Here is a 20,673-nt window from a genome sequence, read left to right as displayed (position 1 = left end):
AATTCTGCCGCCCTCGGCAAGATCGCCACAATGCTTCCAGCAAATATTCAGCGTGTGACCTTTATCACAAGAGTCCGCTTGCAAATTGCAATCAGTCCGGCGGAGCGGAAACCGGCATCGTCAGCGGACGACCGGCGATCGGGGCGATCGCGAAGCGTGCGGATGGCGATGGGCGAATACCGGCGGAGGCGAACACGGGCGGAGGCGAAGACCGGCCGGACGCGAACACCGGCGGGGGCGGTGACAGCGAGCGGCGTGATCGACAGCACCGGTCACGAGCGAACAGGCCTGTCGGGGCGAGCGTGAGCCCGCCCCGACGGGCTCCGATCACGCCTTGACGATCGAAACCTTGACACCACCGACGATTTCGGCGGCATCGACGCCGGGATCACCGAATGTCAGGTCGGTGGCGAGGATTTCGCCCGCCACCAGATCGCGATGCGTGCGCGCCCAGTCCAGCCGATCGTCGGGCACCCCGAGCACCACCGTGATGCGGTCGGAGACGTCGAGACCGAGCGATTTCCTGGTCTCCTGCAGATCGCGGATCAGATCGCGGGCCCAACCCTCGGCTTCCAGTTCCTCGGTGACCACCGAATCCAGCACGACCAGACCGGCATTGCCCGGCAGTGCGGCGGTGGACTCGGGTTCGGCGGCGACCAGCCGCTGGGTGTACTCCTCCGGCAGCAGCGTGATACCGGCCGCGCTGACGACACCTTCGGCGTCCTCGGACCATTCGCCCGCCTTGACCGCCTTGATCACCGTCTGCACCTGCTTGCCCAGACGCGGACCCGCAGCCCTGGCATTGACGACCAGCTCGAAGCGGCCGTGCACGGCGACATCGGTCGTCAGGTCGACCTTCTTGACGTTCACCTCGTCGGCGATGATGTCGGCGTAGGGGCGCAGACGCTCGGCATCGGCCGCGGCGATGGTGACCTCGGCCAGCGGCAGCCGCACCCGCAGGTTCTGCGCCTTGCGCAGGCCGAGCACCGTCGAGCAGACCGTGCGGACCTCGTCCATCGCGGCCACCAGCTCCGGATCACGCGGCAACGCGGCGGCCGACGAGGCGGATTCGGGCCAATCGGTCAGATGCACCGAGCGTCCACCGGTCAGTCCACGCCAGATCACCTCGGAGATCAGCGGCAACAGCGGCGCGGCGAGCCTGGTGGCGACCTCGAGCACCGTGTGCAGGGTGTCGACGGCGTCGCGGTCCTCCGACCAGAACCGCGAACGTGACCGGCGCACATACCAATTGGTGAGCGCGTCGGCGAAGGAGCGCAATTCCTCGCAGGCTCCGGCGATGTCGTAGCTCTCCAGCGCCTCGGTCATGACGTCGCGGGTCGCCGCGAGCTTCGCCAGGATGTAGCGGTCGAGCACGTTGGGGGAATCGGTACGCCACGTGCCGGGGGCCGAGGCGTAGAGCTGAAGGAAAGTCCACGCGTTCCACAGCGGGCGCAGCGCGTGGCTGACCCCCTCGCGGATACCGCGTTCGGTGACGATGAGATTGCCGCCGCGCAGGATGGGCGAACTCATCAGGAACCAGCGCATGGCGTCGGACCCGTCCCGGTCGAACACCTCGTTCACATCGGGGTAGTTGCCCTTGGACTTCGACATCTTCAGCCCGTCGTCGCCGAGCACGATGCCGTGCGCGGCGACGGTCTTGAAGGCCGGGCTGTCGAACAGCGCGGTCGACAGCACGTGCAGGGTGTAGAACCAGCCGCGGGTCTGCCCGTTGTACTCGACGATGAAATCGCCGGGGAAGTGCGAGTCGAACCACTCCTTGTTCTCGAACGGGTAGTGCACCTGCGCGTACGGCATGGACCCGGACTCGAACCAGCAGTCCAGCACCTCGGGCACCCGGCGCATGGTCGACTGTCCGGTCGGGTCGTCCGGATTCGGGCGGGTCAGCTCATCGATCATCGGGCGGTGCAGATCGGTTGGCCGCACGCCGAAATCGCGTTCCAGCTCGTCGAGCGAGCCGTACACGTCGATCCTCGGATGGGCCGGGTCGTCGGAGACCCAGACCGGGATCGGGCTTCCCCAGTAGCGGTTGCGGCTGATGTTCCAGTCGCGCGCGCCTTCGAGCCATTTGCCGAACTGGCCGTCGCGGATGTGCTCGGGGACCCATTCGATCTGCTTGTTCAGCTCCACCATCCGGTCGCGGAATCGGGTGACCGCGACGAACCAGGACGGTACGGCCATGTAGATCAGCGGCTGGCCCGAACGCCAGCTGTGCGGATAGGAGTGCTCGATCGTCTCGTGGCGCAACAGTTTTCCCGCCGCCTTGAGATCCTTGATGATCACCGGATTGGCGTCGAAGACCATCAGCCCCTCGTAGGGCGGGACCATCGAGGTGAACTTGCCGCCCTGATCGAGCGGCTGCACGATCGTGATGCCGTTGGCCGCGGCGACGTCCATGTCCTCCTCGCCGAACGCGGGCGCGAGGTGCACGATGCCGGTGCCGGAATCGGTGGTCACGTAGTCGGCGTTCAGCACCCGGTGCGCGTTCGGGTGGCCGAGGAAGAAGTCGAACGGGGGCGCGTACGCCAGCCCGGCCAGCGCGGCGCCGTCGTATTCGCCGAGCACCTCCGGCTGCTCGCCGAATTCGCGGGCATAGTGCGAGACCCGTTCGGCCGCCAGCAGATACCGCTTGCCGTCCTCGGTCCGCACCTGCACGTAGCGCACGTCGGGATGCACCGCGATCGCGAGGTTGGAGGGCAGCGTCCACGGTGTCGTCGTCCAGATGAGCGCGTTCGCGCCGTCGAGTTCACGCAGCGGATGGTCCGGATCGACCGACAGCACCATGTCGACGGTGACCGCCGGATCCTGGCGCATCTTGTAGGCGTCGTCGAGGCGGGTCTCCTGGTTCGACAGCGGGGTCTGCTCGTACCAGCTGTAGGGAAGGACGCGGAACCCTTGGTAGATCAGGCCCTTGTCGTGCAGCGACTTGAAGGCCCACATCACCGACTCCATGAAGTCGAGATCGAGGGTCTTGTAGTCGTTGTCGAAGTCGACCCAGCGCGCCTGCCTGGTGACGTAGTCGCGCCATTCACCGGTATACCGGAGCACCGAGGATTTGCAGGCGGCATTGAATTCCGCCAACCCCATGTCATCGATCTGTGATTTGTCCGTGATACCCAGCTGCTTTTCAGCTTCGATTTCCGCGGGCAGTCCGTGACAGTCCCAGCCGAAACGGCGGTCGACACGCTTACCGCGCATCGTCTGGAAACGCGGAACAAGATCTTTGACGTATCCGGTGAGCAAGTGACCGTAATGCGGCAGACCGTTGGCAAACGGCGGTCCGTCGTAGAACACGAACTCCTCGCCCGGCCCGGTACCGGCGCGATTGTCGATGCTGGCGCGGAAGGTGTCGTCGGCGGCCCATGCGTCCAGCACGCGTCGTTCCAGGTCGGGGAACGTGCCGTCGCTGCCTGCGCCCAGGTCTACGCGGGGATATGCGCTCTTGCTGTCGTCCGCCATCGCGGATACGTCTCCTCGTGCCACCGCGCCACCCGGCGCGTTCGGTGTCGGCACGGGGACGATGACGGCGCCCACTGCGCCGCAACCGCGGTACCACCCCGCTTGTCCGGCGACGATCGGGCCGGACCTCTCGTGACGAGCTGTGACGGGCTCACCCGTTCGGTTCTACTTGGCGCGAACGCGCCGTTCTTCCGAAAGCTCCCCGGTGATGGCCGGATCGACGCCGTGTAGTTCTTCGATTCTAACCAGTGCTGTCGAACGGATTCCCGGCGGACAGCGGATCACCGCTTCGCGTGGCGCCTCGGTGGCGGCGGTGCGTCGCCATCCGGCCTGCGCATCGACAATGCGCTGACCAGCAACATCACAGCACCGATCACGCAGACGACGATGCAACCCCAAGCCCACAGCACCGACCCGGTGGTCAATGCGGTCACGAGCAGGGCGAATCCGATGGCGGCAAGGACGAGCGTCAAGACGAGCATGATGACCCCCTAGGCGTCCCAGGCGGTTCGACTGTACTTCCAGCTACTCGAACAGCGGTTCAGGCGACATGCGATGCGGGGCCCGCATCGCCCGCAGCCAGGTTACTTGCCGCCCTTGGCGAACGAGGCGGGCGCGAGGTTGTTCGCGGTGTTGGCGTCGGCGAATGCCTCGCCGCCGTCCACCGGGACCGCCGAGCCGCGGTTCTCCAACTCCTCGAGCTGCGATTCCAGGTACGACTTCAGCCGCACGCGGTACTCCCGCTCGAAGGTCTTGAGCTGCTCGATCCGGCTTTCCAGCACGCTGCGCTGCTGGGTGATGGTCGCCATGATCTCGGTGTGCTTGCGCTCGGCGTCGGCCTGCAGGGCGTCGGCCTTCTCCTTGGCCTGCCGCAACTGGCTGTCCGACCGGCTCTGGGCGTCCGACAGCATGGCGTCCGACTTCTGGCGCGCGTCGGCGATCATCGCCTCCGAGCGGGTGCGGGCGTCGCCCACCAGTCGCTCCGAGTTTGCCCGCGCGTTGGACAGCAAATTCTCCGACTCGGTCTTCGCGTCACTGGTGAGCCTGTCCGCCATCTCCTGGGCGAGGCTGAGCACCTTGGCTGCCTGCAGATTCGCGTCCGCGCCCGGCGCGTCCTTGGGAATCGGGGCGGCGACCGGCATCGGCACCGGCGGCGCTTGCTGAACCGGGGGTTTGATCGGTTCGGGTGGGGGCGGCGGCGCCTGTTGTATCGGAGCCTTGACCTGCGCGGGCGCGGCGGGGCGGTTCGACTTGGCGTCGGCGAGCTCGGCATCGAGTTCGGCAACCCGCTGGCGCAGGTCCGCATTCTCTTCGATCAGACGCGAGAGCTCCTGCTCCACGAGATCCAGGAAGGCATCTACTTCGTCCTCGTTGTAGCCGCGCTTCCCGATCGGCGGTTTGCTGAACGCGACGTTGTGCACATCGGCTGGGGTCAGCGGCATGGAAGGATCCCTTCACGCGTCTTTTGGAGATCGAGCAGATCTAGCAAGGTATCTGAGCCCATTCTGTCACACCGGAGCTACCGGTTGGCCGAGCCTGCTCACGATCGACATCAGGATGAAGACGACGAATAGCAGGACCATTATCGACAGGTCCAGGCGAATTCCCCCCAGAGACACCGGCGGTATCAACCGTCTCAGCAGTTTCACCGGCGGGTCGGTGATCGTGAAGATCACCTCCAGGATGACGACCACGACGCCTGTGGGACGCCAGTCGCGGGCAAAACTGCGCACGAACTCGACGATCACCCGGCTGATCAGCAACAGCCAGAAGATGAACAGTACGAAGTACAGCACCGCGAACAAGGCCACCAGATCACTCTGCCCCAAAATCCGCGCCGCGCAAAATGACCACACCGCCCCGGACGCGAACGAACCGCGTCACCCCCCGGATCGAACTGTTATTTCTGGTTGTAGAAGCCGGTTTCCGCGATGCGACGGCGTTCCTCCGCCGATACGTCCACGTCGGCCGGTGAGAGCAGGAACACCTTTGTCGCGACCTTGTCGAACGAGCCACGCAGCGCGAACGCGAGTCCTGCCGCGAAATCGACCAACCGCTTGGCGTCGGCGTTGCTCAGGTCGACCAGGTCCATGATCACCGGATTGCCCTCACGGAACCGCTCGCCGATGATGCGGGCCTCGCTGTAATCGCGCGGGCGCAGCGTGGTGATCTTGGACAAGGGGCCTCCGTCCTCGAAGATCCCGGGCCTGCGGGCCACGACGGGCTCGGGGCGCACGCGCTCCTCGAGCCTGCGCTCCTCGGCGTCGGGATCCACGGCGAGCGCACCCCTGGTGGCTCCCCGCATCATCGGCGCACCGCCGCCTGCCCGGAATCGGCTGCCCGACGAAGGGGCGGCATCGATACGGGTGGGGCGCCTCGGCGCCTCGTAGCGGTCGTCGCCGTACGGCTCGTCGGCGTAGTCGCGCGAACTCGGGTAGCCGCCCTTGTAGGGCGACTTGTACGCGGGCTCGGGGTAGCCGGACTCGTCGTCGAACCGGTCGGCGCCGAATCGTTCGGCGCCGTAACGATCTTCGGGGTAGCGGTCGCCGTAGCCACCGCGATCGGAATACCCGCGGGGCCGAGGTCCACCACGGTCGCCCGCGCCACGGGGTGCGCGGTCGTCGACGTAGTCGTCCTCGTAGTCCTCGAGCGGGACCATGCCGAAGTACGCCTTGAACTTGTGCAGCGTGCTCATGATCGCGCCTCGCTGTCGCTAGGCGGCGTCATGACCACGACGGTGGCTGCGACGATTGTTCGCTCGCTGCGCTCGCTCATACTGGTCGACCTTCCTTCGGCCCCGGTGGCGGCCGGGTGTTGAAGTCTTGCTCAGCCCCTCGTCCGTCCCAAGCATATGTGTCATATGTGACTGATGAGGTTTCTTTGCTACGCCGAGGTTATCGGTCGCGCGCCCATCAGAGCGGTACCGACACGCACACATGTCGAACCATGTTCGACGGCGGCCTCCAGATCCCCCGACATTCCTGCGGAAAGCTCGGTCGCTTCGGGGTGTCGGGCCAGCAGCGACGTGTGCAAGGTCGCAAGTCGAGCAAATGCGCTATCGGCCGGAACATCCAGTGGCGCGATAGCCATCAGGCCACCGAGCCGCAGTCCCGGCAAACTCGCGATCCGGTCCGCGAGAGCGTCGAGATCCCGTGCCACGACACCGCCGCGGGCGGGATCGTCATCCAGGCTGATTTGCACGAGTACCCGCAGTGGATCGGAGCGCTCCCCCGCGTCGAGCGCGGCGCGTGCGGCGGTGTCCAGGGTCGTTGCCAACCGTTCGCTGTCCACCGAATGCACGGTGTGCGCCCACCGCGCGACGACGCGGGCCTTGTTGCGCTGGAGCCGGCCGATCATATGCCAGCGAATGTCCGAATCGTCCTGTACTGCCAGGTATTCGCCGAGTGCCGCGACCTTGGCGCTCGCCTCCTGCTCTCTCGACTCGCCGAAGTCGCGGCGGCCGAGTCCGTACAGGATCTCCACGTCGGCGGCGGGGAAGAATTTCGTCACCGGCAGCAGGCGCACCGATCCGGGATCACGTCCCGCCGCCTCGCATGCCGCGTCGATCCTGTGCAGCAGCGCGTCGAGCCTGGTCGACAATGCCGTCGTCCTCGATTCGACCGTCGACTCCGCGGTCCCGCTCACACCTACCAGCCCTTCCCGTCACCGACCCGCGCACCGGGCCGCGAAACCCGGCCGTGCGCAGGCACTTCCACTCACATACCCGCTTGCATCCAGATCACACCGGCAATCCGACCGGTCGGTGCGCCACGCCGGTGACTGAACAACGTCTTGTCCTCGATGGTGCACCTCGGGTCGACCGCCACCCCGCCGACGCCCGCCTCGGTGAGCTGTCGGCGGATACCCGCGCGCAGATCCAGTGACGGCGTGCCGCGCACGGTGGTCGCCGCGCTGCCGGGCAGATGCTTTTCGACATCCGTGCGCATGGCGGCGGGCACCTCGTACTGCCGCCCGGAGGCCGCCGGTCCGAGGAACGCGCCGATCCGATCGATCCGCGCGCCGAGCGTGACCATCACCTCGAGCACCCGCGGCACGATCCCGATCCGCGCGCCGATACGACCGGCGTGCACCGCGGCGATCACCCCGGCCTCGTCGTCGGACAGCAGCACCGGCACGCAATCGGCCGACAGTGTGACCAATGCCAGATTCGGCACGGTGGTGACCAGCGCGTCGGTCGCGGGCACCGGCTCGGATCGCGGGCCGTCGACGATCTCGATATTGCGGCCGTGGATCTGCTCCATCCACACCAGCCGTTCCGGGGTCAGCCCGATCCCCTCGGCGAGGCGTTCGCGATTGTGCCGCACCGCGACCGGGTCGTCGCCGACATGATCACCGAGATTGAACGAATCGTACGGTGGCTCCGAGAAACCGCCGGTCCTCGTCGTTGTCACCCGTCGGACGGTCAGGGTCGTCGCAGCAGTCATACTGCCGAGGGTAGTAGCCCTCGGCGCGGTCCACCGAAATCCGCAGCGCCGTGGCGCGCGGAACACCGGAAACAGACGGAGGCTGATCCGGCACGGACCAGCCTCGTGGCAGACAACCGCACCCCCGCGTCGAGGGTGACGGTGTGACAGACCTCCCGCCGACGGTTTCAGCGGGAGCGGCGGCGCGAACTAGCGCCGCATGAACGACGGCACGTCGACGTCGTCATCGTCGTCGGGATCCGGCGGGTTGGCGCGCGCGCGAGAGGCCTCGGCGTTCTTGACCCGGATCTCCTCGGACTCCTGATAGCTCGGCACCGTCCGACTCGGAGGGCGCGAAGAGGGCGAGGAGGTGTCGCGTGTCACGGGTTCGTAGGAACGCGACGATCTCCCGATCTCCCCCGCCGTGCTCGATCCGATGGTGCTGCTCGACTTGTTCGGCGGTTCGTACGTGGGCCGCCGGGAAGGACCGCCGCCGTCGAATCCGGCCGCGATCACCGTGACGCGCACCTCGTCACCGAGCGAATCGTCGATGACCGTACCGAAGATGATGTTGGCCTCTATATGCGCGGCTTCCTGGACCAGCGAGGCCGCCTCGTTGATCTCGAACAGCCCGAGATCCGAACCGCCCGCGATCGACAGCAGCACACCGTGCGCGCCGTCCATGGACGCCTCGAGCAGCGGCGAGTTGATCGCGGATTCGGCCGCCTTGACCGAACGGCCCTCCCCGCGCGCCGAACCGATGCCCATCAGCGCGCTGCCCGCACCGGACATCACGCTCTTGACGTCGGCGAAGTCGACGTTGATCAGGCCCGGGGTGGTGATCAGGTCGGTGATGCCCTGAACACCGTTGAGCAACACCTCGTCCGCGGAACGGAAGGCGTCCATCAGGCTCACCGCCGCGTCGCCGAGCTGGAGCAGCCGGTCGTTCGGGATGACGATGAGGGTGTCGCAGGATTCGCGCAGCAGGTTGATACCGGTTTCGGCCTGTCCGCCGCGCCGCTTGCCCTCGAACGAGAAGGGACGCGTGACGACACCGATGGTGAGCGCGCCGAGTTTGCGGGCGATGCTGGCGACGACGGGCGCGCCGCCGGTGCCGGTGCCGCCGCCTTCGCCCGCGGTCACGAAGACCATGTCGGCGCCCTTGAGCACCTCTTCGATCTCGTCCTTGTGGTCCTCGGCGGCGCGGCGGCCGACTTCGGGGTCGGCACCGGCGCCGAGTCCGCGGGTGAGTTCACGGCCGACGTCGAGTTTGACGTCGGCATCACTCATCAGCAGGGCCTGCGCGTCGGTGTTCACCGCGATGAACTCGACACCTTTGAGTCCCTGTTCGATCATCCGGTTGACGGCATTCACACCGCCGCCGCCGATACCGACGACCTTGATCACAGCAAGGTAGTTGTGCGGGGGCGTCATGGGCTCTCGCCTTCCTTCGATCTAAAGCCTGTCGTTTTCGGATTCGGGACATGCCGCCGAGGAAACCCGGGGGGCGAGCTTCACGCGCCGCCGCCCGGGCCAACCCTAAAGTTCAACCATAGGGTTAGCGTTATGTCAAGTATCCGACTGGTGCGGAACGCTATTCGCAGCCGCCTCGATACGCGCGCAGGCGCGCCGAGACGAGTCACAGAATCTTGTGTGATCCCTCTCGTCTCGCCGCGCGATACGTCGTATCGTGAACGGTTGCCCCCGCCCCACTTCTCCGGTACCACCGAAAAAACCCTGGGCGCAATGGGTGTGGATCACTTTACCGTGACCAGATGAGGACTCGATACGTCGAACACCGTTCCCTCGCGCGTCAGCAGCGGTAACACCACCTGCGCCTTGCGTTCGGCGTCGTCCGCTCCACCCCACAGTACCGTGCGGCCGTCCTGGAGTTTCAGGGAGATATCCGAAATCGACCGTGCCACAACCTCGCCCACCTGGATGTTCAGTGCGGGCGGCAGCACCGCGACCACGGCGACCGCGGCCCTGGTCACCGGATCGGCGCTACCCGGGTTTCCGGTGATCAGCTGCGGCACCCCGATCGGCGCGGCCTCGATCGCGAATTCGGTGCTCTGCGCGTCGACCAGGTGCGCGCCCTGCGGGCTCTCGAAATACAGCACCGGCGTGCGCTCGACGACCGACACCCGCACGGAGGAAGGGAATTCCCGCTGCACCCGCACGCTGCTCACCTTGGGGATGTCGGCGACCCGCCGCGCCATCGCGTCGGTGTCGATCCGCAGCATCGAACGCCCCGAGGGAATCTGCAACCGCTCGTGCACCTCGGCGTCACCGACCGCGGAGAGGCCGTCGATGTCGACCGTGCGCACCGACAGCACGGGTGTGAACCAGGCGAGCACCGCGACGACGGTGAGCACACCGACCCCGAGCACACTCCACAGCCGCACCTGCCGCAGTCCGCCGACCCGCTCCGGACGCAGCCTGTCGGCGATCTCCTCCCACCACGCGCGCCGCTCGTCCGCGGATCGCATCGCGGGTCAGCGCCCGTACTGCGGCCGAGCCCGGAGGCCGTCGAGAATCTGGCTGCCGAGCATCGTCACATCGCCCGCGCCCATGGTGATCACGACATCGCCCGGCAGCGTCAACCCGGCCACCTGGCGACCGACCCTCGACATATCGGGCTGGTAGTGCACGGGCGCGGTCACCGACTGCGCGACCAGCGCGCCGTTCACACCGGGCAGCGGCTCCTCGCGCGCGCCGAAGACATCGAGAACGACCACCTCGTCGGCCAGACTCAGCGCCGCGCCGAATTCGGCGGCGAATGTCGCGGTGCGACTGTAGAGATGCGGTTGGAACACCACGATCACCCGGCCCTGGCGCGAACGAGCGCCGTCGCGGGCCTCCTGCTCGACCAGTTCGACGGCGGCGCCCAGTACGGCGCGTACCTCGGTCGGATGGTGGGCGTAGTCGTCGAAGACCCGGACGCCGTTCTCCCTGCCGACGAACTGGAAGCGACGGTGCACACCGCCGAAACCCTCCAGCCCCTGGATGATCTCGTCGATATCCGCACCGGAGGCACGGGCGGCCAGCAGCGCGCCCAACGCGTTGAGCGCCATATGCCTGCCTGGCACCGACAGTCGCAGCGAACGCGGCGAGGTCTCGTCACCCAGTTGGAACTGGGCGACACCGCCGACATCGCGCGGCTCCCAGCTGTGCAGCCGGACACCGACCGGCACCGGCGCGTCGGCCAGTTCGCCGGAGCCGTAACCGAGTACCTCGACACCGCGTTCGGCCAGCCGCGGCGCGACCCGCTCGGCCAGCGCCCGCGAGCCTGGATCGTCCAGGCACACCACCAACAGACCGCCCTCGGTCAGCCGGTCGGCGAAATCGTCGAAGACCTGGACGTAGGCCTCGTCGGTGCCGAAGAAGTCCAGGTGGTCGGATTCGATATTGGTCACCACGGCGACGTCGGGGTCGTATTGCAGCAGCGAGCCGTCGCTCTCGTCGGCCTCGGCCACGAAGATGTCACCGGTGCCGTGGTGGGCGTTGGTGCCCGCCTCGTTGAGTTCACCACCGACCGCGAAGGACGGATCGAATCCGCAGTGCTGCAACGACACGATCAGCATCGAGGTGGTCGAGGTCTTGCCGTGAGTGCCCGAGACCAGCAGCGTCCGGTGCCCGCGCATCAGCGACGCGAGGACCGCCGGGCGCAACAGCACCGGAATATCGCGCCGGTTCGCCTCCACCAGTTCCGGATTCGTCTTGGGGATGGCGGCGTAGGTGGTCACCACCACGGTCGGACCACCGGGCAGCAGATCGAGGGCGCTGGCATCGTGGCCGATCCGCACCTGCGCGCCACGAGCGCGCAACGCGAGCACACCCCGGCTCTCCTTGGCGTCCGAACCCGATACCGCGCCACCGCGCGACAGCAGGATCCGGGCGATTCCCGACATGCCCGCGCCGCCGATGCCGACCATGTGAACCCGCGCCAGATCGGCGGGTAGCGCCGAACGATCCTCGCTCACGACTGCTCCTCGCCGATGCTCGGCCGCCGCACTCGTGTCGACGCCGTCGCGGTTGTCGTAGATGTGGCTGTCGCTGTTGCTGTAGCTGTGTTCATGGGTCGCCCGCTCCGCTCGTTCACGACTGCGCCACCTCCACCGCGATCCGCGCCACCGCGTCGGCGGCGTCGCGGTGGCCCGCGCCCGCGGCGGCCAGGCCCATCTCGCTCAACCGGGTCGGATCGATCAGCAGCGGAATCACCTCGTCGATGACGTACTTCGGAGTCAGTTCCGAATCGGGGACGATTCTGCCACCCCCCTTCGCGACCACCGGTCCGGCGTTGAGTTCCTGCTCGCCGTTTCCGTGCGGCAGCGGGACGTAGAAGGCGGGCAGGCCCACCGCCGACACCTCCGCGACCGTCATCGCGCCGGAACGGCACACCACCGCGTCGGCCGCGGCGTAGGCCAGATCCATCCGCGACAGGTACGGCACCGCGACATAGCGCGCGTCACCACCGGATTCGGCGACATCGACGCTGTTCTTCGGCCCGTGCGCGTGCAGCACCGAGATCCCGGCCGCCGACAGCTGCGGCGCGGCCGCGGCGACCGCCTCGTTGAGCGAACGCGCACCCTGGGAGCCGCCGAAGACCAGCAGTACCGGTCCGTCGGACGGCAACCCGAAATGCGCGCGCGCCTCGGCGCGCAGGCTCGCGCGATCCAGGGTGGTGATCGTGGCGCGGACCGGGATCCCGACGACCTCGGCACGCGACAGACCCGAATCCGCCACCGCGGCCAGGACCCGGGACGCGCGCCGTGCGCCGATCTTGTTCGCGATACCCGCCTTGGCGTTCGCCTCGTGCACCAGGACCGGCACCGCGCGACGTCGGCCGAATATTCCGCCGCCCGCGGCCAGATAGGCGGGCAGCGCGACGTATCCGCCGAAGCCGATGATCACATCGGCCTGCACGGTGTCGATCACCTCGCGGGTCCGCGCCACCGACGCGCGCACCCGGCCGGGCAGGCGAAGCAGATCGAGGCTGGGTTTACGCGGCAGCGGCACCGGCGGAATCAGCTCGAGCGGGTAGCCGCGCTCGGGGACAAGTCGTGTCTCCAGACCGCGCTCGGTGCCCAACGCCGTCACCCGGATCGAATCGTCGAGTCGGCGTAAGGCGTCCGCGACGGCGAGTGCCGGCTCGATATGTCCCGCGGTACCACCACCCGCGACGATCACCGAAAGTCCGGACCGCACGTCACTCACCTGGATCTACCCCGTTCTCTTGCATGTGGCATCGGATAATTCGGTTCCCAGGCGCGGGTCGCGCGCGCGGAGCTGGTGCCGCGGCTCTCGGGCGAACGGCGACGCTGTTCCGGCGGCTGACGTCGACCGGACTGCGACTGCGCGCGCGGATCGGGCCTGCGTGGCCGCTGACCGGACCGGGCCGCCGCAGAGCGAGCCCGCGCCGATTCCGCCTTCGCGGGTGAGTACACCTCGGGTTTGGGCAATCGCAGCAGACGGCTGAACCGGCCGTCCTGGCCCGCGTGCAGGGCGGAGACCGCCTCGGGCTCGTGCCGGGCCGCGTTGGCGATGATGCCGAACATGAACAGCGTGATCGCGAGCGACGAGCCGCCCGCCGAGACCAGCGGCAACTGCAAGCCGGTCACCGGGAGCAAGCCGACGACGTAGCCGATATTGATCAGCGCCTGCGCGGTGATCCAGGTGGTCGCGGTCGCGGTGAGCAGGCGCAGGAAGGGGTCGACCGACCGGCTCGCGATACGCAGGCCGGTGTAGACGAACAGCGCGAACAGTCCGAGTACCAGCGCGCAGCCCAGGAAGCCGAGTTCCTCGCCGATGATGGCGAAGATGAAGTCGTTGTGCGAGTTGGGCAGATAGCTCCACTTGGCCCGGCTCTGACCGAGTCCTCGGCCCCAGATACCGCCGTCGGCCAGTGAGTAGAGCGCTTGGCGGGCCTGGTACCCGATGCCCTGCGGATCATCGCCCGGATTGAAGAACGCGCGCATGCGGTCGGAGCGATACCCCGCCGACAGGGCGAGCACCCCGGCGGCGACCACGCCCGAGATCGCGATGGTGATGAACAGTCGCACCGGCAGCCCGCCGAACCACAGCAGCGCGGCGAGCACGATCCCGAGCGCGATGGTCGTCGACAGGTTCGGTTGCAGAACGACGAGCAGGCAGACCAGCAGACCGGCGGGCACCAGCGGAACCAGGATGTCCTTGAGGCTCGCGTGTTCCGATCGCCGCGAGGCCAGCAGATGCGCGCCCCACACCACCAGCGACACCTTGATGATCTCCGACGGCTGCACCGAGATCGGGCCGAAGGCGAACCAGCGCCGCGCGCCCTGTACCTCGCTGCCGATACCGGGGATCAGCACCAGGACCAGGGCGAGCACCGACAGCGCGAACACCGGGAACGACCACTGGCGCAGCCGCTTCAACGAGATCCGCAGCGCCAGGTAGAACAGGACGCAGCCGATGGCCGCGAACATGGCCTGCTGGATGAACAGCGAGTAGGCCGAGCCGCCGTCGGCATAGGCCTCGACGCTGGACGCCGACAGCACCATGACGAGTCCGAGCACGGTCAACAGGGTCGCGATGGCGACGATCAGATGGAACGACGCGAGCGGGCGGGCCAGCCAGGCGCCGAAACGGGTACCCGGGCTCGCATTGGCGGCTGCCGGGCGCGCGGCCTTGCGGCCGTTCCAGTTCCGTCGCGTCGCTTCCGTCATGGCTGCCGTCCGATGTCACCGTCTTCCAGCGCGTGCACCGCGGCGGCGAAGCTGCGTCCGCGATGGGTGTAGTCGGCGAACATGTCCAGTGAGGCCGCGGCAGGCGCGAGCAGCACCGTGTCGCCGTTGCCCGCCAATCCCGCCGCCGTCCGGACCGCCTCGGCCATGACGGCATCGGCCTTCTCGGATCTCGACGGGTCGTCACGCATCGAGATATCGTCTCCCGCGCGCACCTCGACCACGGGGACTTCGGGTGCGTGTCGCGCCAACGCGGCCGCGATCACCGGCGCGTCGGCCCCGATCAGCACGGCGGCGACGAGCCGTTCGGCCACTTCCTCGACCAGATCCTCGACACTCGCGCCCTTGAGCTGTCCGCCCGCGAGCCAGACCACGTGCGGATGCGCCAGGATCGACGACCGGGCCGCGTGCGGGTTGGTGGCCTTGGAGTCATCGATGAAATCGACGCCGCCGAGTTCACGGACGAAGGCGGCGCGATGCGGGCCGACCTTGTGTTCGATGAGTCCCTCGCGCACGAACTGCGGAGCGACGTCGATGGCCCTGGTCAGCGCGGACGCGGCCAGCGCGTCGGCGACACCGGCGGGACCGGGCGGGCTGATATCGGCGGTCTCGGCCAGGATCGCGGCCTTGGTGAAGGCGCGATCGAGCAGTTTGCCGTCCACCACGCCGAGTTCACCGTCGGCGGGCACCCCGATCCGGAAACCGATGACACGCTTGGCCTTCGCCCGCCGCGCCAGCGAGGCCGCCACCGGATCGTCGAGACCGACGACTCCGACCCGGCCGTACAGCGCGCGCGCCTTGGCCGCGGCGTAGGCGTCGAGCCCGCCGTGCCAGTCCAGGTGATCCTCGGCGACATTCAGCACGACGCCCGCCTCCGGACGCACCGACGGCGCCCAGTGCAACTGGAACGAGGAGAGTTCCACCGCGAGCACTTGCGGGCCGGGATTGCGCCGCAGCGCGTCGAGGATCGGCAGGCCGATATTGCCGCAGGCCACGCTCGGGATTCCCGCGGCGCGCAGGATCGCGTGGGTCATCTGGGTGGTCGTGGTCTTGCCGTTGGTTCCGGTGATCACCAGCCATTTACGCACCGGACCGTAGATCCTGGCCTGATCGACCCACCAGGCGAATTCGACGTCGCCCCAGACCGGGATGCCCTCGGTCACCGCCGCGGCGAGTACCGGGGAGTCCGGGCGCCAGCCGGGGCTGGTGATGACGAGCGCGAACCGGCTCAGGCCGGTCGGATCACTCGGTTCGGTGGATTCCAGTTGGACGCACGACGCGACCTCCAGCCCGAGTTCGGCGGCCTCGGCCAGCGCCGTCGCGCCCGCGTCGGTGACCACCGGGTTGGCGCCGATATCGCGCAGCGGCTCGATGAGCGAGCGTCCCGAGACGCCCCAGCCCGCGACGAGCACGTCACGACCGCGCAGGAATTCGAGCATGGGTCCGGGGGACCGCAGGGCTCGCGGAGAATGTTCGACCATCTGTTTCACCCGACCGCGGAGAGATATTCGCTGTAGAACAAGCCGAGACCGACCGCGGAGGCCATGGCGGCCAACAGCCAGAATCTGATGATCACAGTCGTCTCGGCCCATTTACTGAGCTCGAAGTGATGATGGAAAGGCGCCATCTTGAACAATCGATTGCGCGTGGTGCGATACACGGCAACCTGCAGGATCACCGAGAGCGCCTCGGCGACGAAGAGCGCGGCCAGCACCACCATCAGCAGTTCGGTGCGGGTGGTGATGGCCATACCGGCGAGCAGTCCGCCCAGCGCGAGCGAACCGGTGTCGCCCATGAAGATCTTGGCCGGGGCGGCGTTCCACCAGAGGAATCCGATACACGCCGCCGCACCGGCCGCGGCGACGAGCGCCAGGTCGAGCGGGTCGCGGACGTTGTAACAACCGGCCTCGGGTTTGGTGGCGCAGGCGTGGTAGTACTGCCAGAAGGTGATGATGACGTAGCCGCCCATGACCAGGCTCATCGAACCCGCGGCGAGACCGTCGAGGCCATCGGTGAGGTTGACCGCGTTCGATGTCGCCACCACGATCAGGCTCACGAACAGCAGGAAGAACACGATCCCCATCGACACCGTGGTGATATCGCGGACATAGGAGATATGCCTGCTCGCGGGAGTGAGCCCGTAGTTGTTGCGGTATTGCAGCGCGAGCACACCGAAGACGACGGCGGCGGTCAACTGACCGACGTACTTGCCCGCGGCCGTCAACCCGAGGTTGCGGCCCTTGCGGATCTTGATGAAATCGTCGATGAATCCGACCGCGCCCAGCGCGGTGGTGAGCCCGAGGACGAGCAGTCCCGACGCGGTCGGCCCCTCGGCGTTGTATCCGATGCCGATCAGGTGGGAACCGAGATAACCGGCCCACATGCCGATCAGAATGGCGACGCCACCCATGGTCGGGGTGCCGCGTTTGGCCTGGTGACTGGCCGGGCCGTCGACCCGGATCTCCTGGCCGAATCCCTGCTTGGCGAAGAATTTGATCAGCAACGGGGTCAACAGGATCGACACCGCCAGGGCGATGGCGGCCGAGAAGAGAATCTGTCTCACAACCGCGCCTCGCTGACCTTCGACCCGGTCGCGCGCGTCGCCGCGGGGGTCGTCGTCCCGATTCGCTCGCTCACTGCGTCGCCTCCGTGCTGCCCCTGCGATCGTCCGCCGGTGCCGCGCTCGTCAAATGCTCGGCGACCTCCCACAGGCCAACCGACTTGGACGCCTTGACCAGCACCACATCACCCGTCTCTACTTCGTCGTCGAGTAACGCGATGGCCGCGCCGATATCTGGAACGAGAATCGATTCCTCGCCCCATGAGCCTTCCATCACCGCTCCCTGGTGCATCGCGCGGGACGGCCTTCCGGTCCCGACGACGATCAGACGGTGAACATCCAGGCGTACCGCGAGCCTGCCGATCCGATCGTGTTCGATCACCGATTCCTCGCCGAGCTCCCCCATCTCACCGAGCACCGCCCAGCTGCGCCGCGGCGTCGCGCCCGCCCTGGACATGGTGACGAGCGCCTTGAGCGCGGCCCGCACCGAATCGGGGTTGGCGTTGTAGGAGTCGTTGACGACGGTGATGCCGTCGTCGGTGGTGCGCACGTCCATGCGGCGCGCCGAAGCGGCGGTCGCACCGGACAGCGCCGTGGCGACGGTCTCCAGATCCGCCCCGCACGCCAAGGCCACCGCGACGGCGGACAGCGCGTTGCCGACCTGGTGTTCGCCGTGCACGGCCAGCCGGATATCGGTGCTGCCCAGCGGCGTGTGCAGGGTGAAACCCGCGCGAGCCTGTTCGTCGAGATGGATGTCGGTGGCCCTGATATCGGCGCTCGCCGCCTGTCCGACCGTCGTCACCGGAGCCGAGGTGCGCGAGGCCATCGCGGCGACCTGGGAATCGTCGGCGTTGAGCACGGCCACGCCGTCGGCGGGAAGCGCCTCGACCAGTTCGCCCTTGGTCTTCGCGATCGCCTCGCGGCTGCCGAATTCCCCGAGGTGCGCGGTGCCCACATTGAGCACGACGCCGATCTTCGGCGGCGCGACCTCGGCCAGGGCTGCGATATGGCCCGGTCCGCGGGCCGACATCTCCAGGACGAGGAAGCGGGTGTCGGCGTCGGCGCGCAGCGCGGTCCACGGGTGGCCGAGTTCGTTGTTGAACGAGCCGGGCGGCGCGATGACGGGCCCGAGCGGGGCCAGTACGGCCGCGAGCAGATCCTTGGTCGAGGTCTTGCCCGAGGACCCGGTGACGCCGACGACGGTGAGCCCGCCCGCGGCGGTGAGCCGATCCACGCTGACGCGGGCCAGCGCGGCCAGCGCGGCCAGCACCGCCGCGCCGGAACCGTCCGAATCACCGGCCAGCGCAACCGATCTCGACGGGACGGTGGCAGGCGTCGGGCTGACGACGATGGCGGGCACACCCACCGGGCGTGCCGCGAGCACGGCGACCGCGCCCGACGCCATCGCGGCGGCCGCGTAGTCGTGCCCGTCGGATCGTTCGCCCGGCAGCGCGAGGAACAGACCCCCTGAACCGATGCGCCGCGAATCGAATTCGACCGAACCGGTCACCCGCGCCTGTGGGTCCGGTACGTCGTGCAGCGTCCCGCCGACGACGTCCGCGATCTCCCGCAGTGTCATCTCGATCATGAAATCGTCAAGTCCTCCGCGTCCGTTCTCTGCGGACTTCGCTGTGCCGACCGAACACGTCGCTGTGTCGACTGAATATTGTGCGCCGACCCGATGTCGTTGCGGCAGTAGGGTATCCCGTTCATCGCAGTACCCTCGACACTCCCGCGTTCGGGCCGTCGGCCCGCGTGGCGTCACCGGTGCCCGACCCCGAGCGGCCGCGCTCGCCCGTCAGCGCCTCCAGCGCCTCGGCCAGCACGTCCCTGTCGTCGAACGGGTGTTTGACGCCGTTGATCTCCTGGCCCGACTCGTGCCCTTTACCGGCGACCAGCACCACGTCGCCGGAGCGCGCCCATGCCACGGCCGCGGCGATGGCCTCGGCCCGGTCGCCGATCTCGCGCACTTCACCGCGCTCCTCGGCGGGTACCTCGAGCGCGCCGGCGCGCAGCGCCGCCCTGATGGCAGCCGGATCCTCGCTGCGCGGATTGTCGTCGGTGATGATCAGCAGATCCGCGCCGCGCGCGCCCGCCGCGCCCATGAGCGCGCGTTTGCCCGCGTCGCGATCGCCGCCCGCGCCGACCACCACCGCGAGTCTGCCGGGCGATTCGGGGGAATCGGTGAGCAGATGCGCGCGCAGCGTGGCGACGACCGATTCGACGGCGGCGGGTTTGTGCGCGTAGTCGACGACGGCGAGGAAATCCTGTCCCCGTTCGATGCGCTGCATCCGGCCCGGCACGTCGACCGTGGCGAGCGCGGGCGCGGCGATATCGGCCTCGACCCCGGCGGCGGCGCAGACCGCGACCGCGAGCAGTCCGTTGGCGACGTTGTAGCGGCCCGGCAGGCGCAGGCTCATATCGATGGAGTGCCCGGGACCGGCGGCGGTGAACCGCTGTTCGCCGCCGTCCGCCGTCACCTCGCCCGCGACGGTCCAGGTGGCCGGGGTCGCCGTGGTCGAGATCGTGACCGGATCGGCCAGATCGGCGGCCAGTCGCGCACCCCATTCGTCGTCGACGCAGACGACCGGAACGCGTGCGGCCACCGACGACCGAGGATCGAACAGGCGACGTTTGGCGGCGAAGTAGTCCTCGAAGTCACGGTGGAAATCCAGGTGGTCCTGCGACAGGTTCGTGAATCCGCCCACCGCGAACCGGACACCGTCCACGCGGCCCAGTGCCAGCGCGTGGCTGGAGACCTCCATGACCACCGCGTCGACACCCTGCTCGACCATCAGCGCGAACATCGCGTGCAGCTGCGGCGCCTCGGGCGTGGTGAGCGCGCTCGGCACCCGGCGCCCGCCGATCCTGGTCTCGATGGTGCCGATCAGCGCGGTGGAGAGTCCGGCGGCGGCGAGCCCGGCCTCGACCAGGTAGGACGTGGTCGTCTTACCGGAGGTGCCGGTGATGCCGATGATGCGCAGCCGCTGCGACGGATTGCCGTACAGGGTCGCGGACAATTCGCCGAGGACCGCGCGCGGTGTCTCGCGCACCAGCACCGGCACGCCGAGATCACCCGCGAGTTCGGCTCCGGCCGCGTCGGTGAACACCGCGACGGCGCCGCGTTCGACCGCGTCACGCGCGAAACGCGCGCCGTGGGCCTGCGCGCCCGGCAGCGCGGCGAACAGGTCGCCGGGCAGAACCGCGTTCGAACGCTGCTCGATACCGGTCACCACCGTGTCCGCGGGGATCGGCCCCGACCCACGGGCGCCTGTCGACTCCAGCACGGTGGACAGCCGCGTCGACGGCGGTCCGGCGGGCCGGAGCGCGTGCGAGCTGGACTGCGCGGGCACCTTGCTCCTCTCAGAACGGGACATTGGATATAAGGAACGCATCGTGGGACGACGAGTCAGGTTACCGACGTACGGTCACCGGGGAACAACGCGCCTCGGTGTTGCGGCGCGGTTGTCCCCGGTTCGTGTGCGTGGAC

The 20,673-nt window shown here is 68.1% G+C and carries 16 protein-coding genes; all 16 read right to left on the bottom strand.

Translation table 11 applies throughout. The features are described 5' to 3' along the window. Window positions 1-327 precede the first annotated feature (327 nt). The 16 genes from ileS to OG225_RS03760 all read right to left on the bottom strand — a co-directional run bounded on the left by ileS (window position 328) and on the right by OG225_RS03760 (window position 20,560). Window positions 328-3,477: an isoleucine--tRNA ligase gene (gene ileS / locus OG225_RS03835; protein WP_405180421.1), complete on the bottom strand. Its 3,150-nt coding sequence runs from the start codon at window positions 3,475-3,477 to the stop codon at window positions 328-330. A gap of 281 nt (window positions 3,478-3,758) precedes the next feature. Next, entirely contained in the window at window positions 3,759-3,959 is a 201-nt protein-coding gene (locus OG225_RS03830; protein WP_109526237.1) for a hypothetical protein, read from the bottom strand. Window positions 3,960-4,061: 102 nt separating this feature from the next. After that, window positions 4,062-4,919 (bottom strand): DivIVA domain-containing protein, encoded by an 858-nt coding sequence (locus OG225_RS03825; protein WP_109526238.1) that lies wholly within the window; start codon window positions 4,917-4,919, stop codon window positions 4,062-4,064. A gap of 66 nt (window positions 4,920-4,985) precedes the next feature. Next, the gene (locus OG225_RS03820) at window positions 4,986-5,288 is read right to left on the bottom strand and encodes a YggT family protein (RefSeq protein WP_109526393.1); all 303 of its coding nucleotides are present in this window, start codon (window positions 5,286-5,288) and stop codon (window positions 4,986-4,988) included. A gap of 89 nt (window positions 5,289-5,377) precedes the next feature. Further along, entirely contained in the window at window positions 5,378-6,172 is a 795-nt protein-coding gene (locus tag OG225_RS03815; RefSeq protein ID WP_109526239.1) for a cell division protein SepF, read from the bottom strand. Window positions 6,173-6,360: 188 nt separating this feature from the next. Then, on the bottom strand, window positions 6,361-7,131 hold the full coding sequence (locus OG225_RS03810) for a YggS family pyridoxal phosphate-dependent enzyme (protein WP_405183185.1): 771 nt from the start codon (window positions 7,129-7,131) through the stop codon (window positions 6,361-6,363). Window positions 7,132-7,193: 62 nt separating this feature from the next. Next, entirely contained in the window at window positions 7,194-7,922 is a 729-nt protein-coding gene (pgeF, locus tag OG225_RS03805; protein WP_405180420.1) for a peptidoglycan editing factor PgeF, read from the bottom strand. A gap of 189 nt (window positions 7,923-8,111) precedes the next feature. Beyond that, window positions 8,112-9,335 carry a cell division protein FtsZ gene (gene ftsZ / locus OG225_RS03800; RefSeq protein WP_405180419.1) on the bottom strand — a complete coding sequence of 408 codons (1,224 nt, stop codon included), beginning with the start codon at window positions 9,333-9,335 and terminating at the stop codon, window positions 8,112-8,114. A 323-nt stretch (window positions 9,336-9,658) separates the two neighbouring features. Continuing rightward, window positions 9,659-10,390 (bottom strand): cell division protein FtsQ/DivIB, encoded by a 732-nt coding sequence (locus OG225_RS03795; protein ID WP_405180418.1) that lies wholly within the window; start codon window positions 10,388-10,390, stop codon window positions 9,659-9,661. Between the two features lie 6 nt (window positions 10,391-10,396). After that, on the bottom strand, window positions 10,397-11,836 hold the full coding sequence (murC, locus tag OG225_RS03790; RefSeq protein WP_405183184.1) for a UDP-N-acetylmuramate--L-alanine ligase: 1,440 nt from the start codon (window positions 11,834-11,836) through the stop codon (window positions 10,397-10,399). A gap of 163 nt (window positions 11,837-11,999) precedes the next feature. After that, the gene (murG, locus tag OG225_RS03785; protein WP_405180417.1) at window positions 12,000-13,118 is read right to left on the bottom strand and encodes an undecaprenyldiphospho-muramoylpentapeptide beta-N-acetylglucosaminyltransferase; all 1,119 of its coding nucleotides are present in this window, start codon (window positions 13,116-13,118) and stop codon (window positions 12,000-12,002) included. Beyond that, the gene (gene ftsW / locus OG225_RS03780) at window positions 13,115-14,605 is read right to left on the bottom strand and encodes a putative lipid II flippase FtsW (RefSeq protein ID WP_405180416.1); all 1,491 of its coding nucleotides are present in this window, start codon (window positions 14,603-14,605) and stop codon (window positions 13,115-13,117) included. Before ftsW ends, murG begins: the two co-directional genes overlap by 4 nt. Then, a complete protein-coding gene (murD, locus tag OG225_RS03775) occupies window positions 14,602-16,062 on the bottom strand; it encodes a UDP-N-acetylmuramoyl-L-alanine--D-glutamate ligase (protein ID WP_405183183.1) in 1,461 nt (486 codons plus the stop codon). Before murD ends, ftsW begins: the two co-directional genes overlap by 4 nt. A gap of 47 nt (window positions 16,063-16,109) precedes the next feature. Continuing rightward, a complete protein-coding gene (gene mraY, locus OG225_RS03770) occupies window positions 16,110-17,186 on the bottom strand; it encodes a phospho-N-acetylmuramoyl-pentapeptide-transferase (RefSeq protein ID WP_109526247.1) in 1,077 nt (358 codons plus the stop codon). 70 nt (window positions 17,187-17,256) lie between these two features. After that, entirely contained in the window at window positions 17,257-18,771 is a 1,515-nt protein-coding gene (gene murF, locus OG225_RS03765; RefSeq protein WP_405180415.1) for a UDP-N-acetylmuramoyl-tripeptide--D-alanyl-D-alanine ligase, read from the bottom strand. Between the two features lie 121 nt (window positions 18,772-18,892). Then, the gene (locus tag OG225_RS03760) at window positions 18,893-20,560 is read right to left on the bottom strand and encodes a UDP-N-acetylmuramoyl-L-alanyl-D-glutamate--2,6-diaminopimelate ligase (protein ID WP_405180414.1); all 1,668 of its coding nucleotides are present in this window, start codon (window positions 20,558-20,560) and stop codon (window positions 18,893-18,895) included. Window positions 20,561-20,673 lie beyond the last annotated feature (113 nt).

This window comes from Nocardia sp. NBC_01377, from assembly GCF_045040005.1.
GTDB lineage: Bacteria > Actinomycetota > Actinomycetes > Mycobacteriales > Mycobacteriaceae > Nocardia > Nocardia noduli.
The sequence above is the reverse complement of the archived record's forward strand: the minus strand, read 5'-3'. Positions and strand labels throughout refer to the sequence as shown.